We start from the raw sequence: 2,777 nt of genomic DNA on the forward strand, positions 1-2,777 counted from the left end.
GCCCGTTCGGCGCGGTCAGACCGCTCGATGCGCCGTCCTGGTTGACCGCGGAACCCCGCACCAGGCCCAGCACCCGGTGGCCCAGCCGACGCGCCCGCGACAAGGTCTCGACCGCGAGCATTCCCACGCCTTCGCCCCAGCCGGTCCCGTCGGCGTTCGCCGAGAACGCCTTGCACCGGCCGTCCGGCGCCAGCCCGCCCTGCCGGCTGAAGTCGGTGAACGCCACCGGCGTTGACATCACCATCGAGCCGCCGACCAGGGCGAGCGTGCACTCGCCGCGCCGCAGCGCCTGAACCGCCAGGTGCAGCGCCACCAGCGACGACGAGCACGCCGTGTCCACCGTCATCGCCGGGCCCTCCAGCCCGAAGGTGTAGGACACCCGGCCGGAGGCCACACTGCCCGCGTTGCCGGCGCCGAGGTAGCCTTCGAGGTCGTCGGGGACTCGGTGCAGCCCGCGCGAGTAGTCCTGATACATCACCCCTGCGAAGACCCCCGTCGCGCTGCCCCGGAGGTCGCGGGGGTCGGTGTCGGCGTTCTCCAGCGCCTCCCACGCGGTCTCCAGCAGCAGCCGCTGCTGCGGATCCATCCCCAGCGCCTCGCGCGGGGAGATCCCGAAGAACCCGGCATCGAAGTCGTAGGCCCCGTCGATGAACCCGCCTTCGAGGGAGTAGGACGTACCGGGGGTCCCGCCCTCGGGGTCGTAGAGGGAGTCCAGGTCCCAGCCGCGGTCTTCGGGAAACCGGGTGATCGCGTCACGCTCGGCGGCCACCAGCTCCCACAGCCCGTCCGGCGTATCGACCCCGCCGGGAAAGCGGCAGGCCGTTCCGACGACGGCGATCGGTTCGCGGGCCTCCTCTTCCACCTGCTTGAGCTGCTCGCGTGTCCGGTGCAGGTCGGCGGTGACCTTCTTCAGGTAGTTGCGGAGCTTCTCTTCACTCATCAGATACACCGAGTTCCTGATCGATAAAGGCGAACATCTCGTCGTCGCTGGCGGATTCGATGCGAGCGGCCGTTTCGCTGCCCGGCTCTCCGCGGCCGTCCGCCTGCACCGCTTCGAGGACCGCCCGCAGCCGTGGCAGGAGCTGCTCGCGCGCTGCGTCGTCCCGGGCCAGCTCGCGCAGCTCGCCCTCCAGCTCGTCGAGCTTGGCGCGGGTGCGCTCCTGCGGGTCGGGGAGCAGCTCGCCCAGCAGGTGCTCCGCGATGGCGGCCGCGGTGGGGTAGTCGAAGAGCAGCGTCACCGGCAGCCGCAGGTCCGTCGCCTTGTTGAGCCGGTTGCGGAGCTCCACGGCGGTCAGCGAGTCGAATCCGGCGTCGAGCAGCCCTTGCTCGGGATCGATCGCCCCGGCTTCGGCATAGCCCAGCACCGACGCGGCGGTACTGCGGACCAGCTCCAGCACGGTGTCCCTGCTCTCCGGTTCCGGCAGCCCGGCCAGGCGCTCGGCGAGCGGCGCAGCCGGTGACGGGGCCGCGGGCAGGCGTGCGCCGGAGGCCGGGGACGCCGCGGGCCCGCCGGCACGGGGTGCCAGCGCGCGCAGGACCGGGGGCAGCAGGCCGTCCTGTGCGGCCGACCGCAGGGCGGCCGGCGCGAGCCGCACCGGCGCCACAACGGGCTCGGCGCGGCGAAGGGCCTCGTCGAACAGCCCCAGTGCCTCGTCCGGCTCCATCGGCTCCACTCCGGAGCGGGCCACGCGCCGGAGGTCCGCCTCGCCGAGCTTCTCCGCCATCCCGCTGCTCCGGTCCCACATCCCCCACGCCATGGAGGTCGCCGGCGCGCCCTCGCTCCGCAGCCGGGCGGCCAGCGCGTCGAGTGAGGCGTTGGCAGCGGCATAGGCCGCCTGGCCCGCCCCGCCCAGGGTTCCCGAAACAGACGAGAAAAGGACGAAGGCCGCGGGCTTGAGTTCGCGGACCTGCCGCCACAGTGTGACGGCGCCGTCGAGCTTCGGGCGCAGGACGGTGTCGATGCGCCCGGGCGCGAGGCCGGAGACCACGCCGTCGTCGAGGAGTCCCGCCGCGTGCACCACGGCTTTCAGGGGCCGGTCCGCGGGCACCCGGCCGAGCATGCCGGCCACCGCCTCGGGATCGGCCACGTCGCAGGCCGCGACGGACACGCGGACCTGCCGATCGGTCAGTTCCTCGTACAGTTCCGCCATGCCGGGGGCCTCCAGGCCGCGGCGTCCGGCGAGGACGAGGCTGTCTACACCGTGATTCCGGGCCAGGTGGCGGGCGACGAGAGCGCCGAGGCCCCCGGTCGCGCCGGTGATCAGCACGGTGCCGTCGGTATCGGGCGGCTCCACGGTGCCGTCCGCCTCCACCGGCACCAGCCTGCGTGCACGGACCGCGCCGTCCTCGACGAACACTTCGGACTCCTGGGGCGCGACGGCGGGCAGCACAGCCGCCGCCGACTCGACGTCCTCGGACGCGGCCAGCATGAAGCGGTCCGGATGCTCGTTCTGCGCGGAGCGCACCAGGCCCCGTACCGCCGCGGTGACGACGTCGCCGTCGGCCGGGTGCCCGGTCAGCACGAACCCGAGGCGTGAAGCGGCGAACCTCTCTTCGCCGAGCCAGGTCTGGACGAGCTCCAGTGCCCAGGCCGTCGCCTCGCGGGCACCCTGCGGCGCCGCGCCGAGCTGTCCGTTCCACGGCTCGTGCGGGACCAGTACCAGTTCGGGCACCGGATCGGGCAGTTCGAGCAGGGAACGGGCGCCCGCCCCGGTCTCCAGTACGGCCGGCGGATCCGGTGCGGTCTGCGGAATTTCGGCGGGGGTCCAGTCGGGCCG

Annotated in this window: 2 protein-coding genes; both read right to left on the minus strand. The window is 73.5% G+C overall.

What is annotated here, in order from left to right; genetic code table 11:
• The coding region (locus tag LP52_RS25365) for a beta-ketoacyl synthase N-terminal-like domain-containing protein (protein WP_040276949.1) at positions 1 to 940 on the minus strand (940 nt) is incomplete at its 3' end.
• A partial coding sequence (locus LP52_RS25370; RefSeq protein ID WP_157036483.1) for a type I polyketide synthase occupies positions 933 to 2,777 on the minus strand: 1,845 nt, incomplete at its 5' end. The genes LP52_RS25370 and LP52_RS25365, both read right to left, overlap by 8 nt.

The sequence above is a fragment of the Streptomonospora alba genome, assembly GCF_000826685.1.
GTDB classification, from domain to species: domain Bacteria; phylum Actinomycetota; class Actinomycetes; order Streptosporangiales; family Streptosporangiaceae; genus Streptomonospora; species Streptomonospora alba.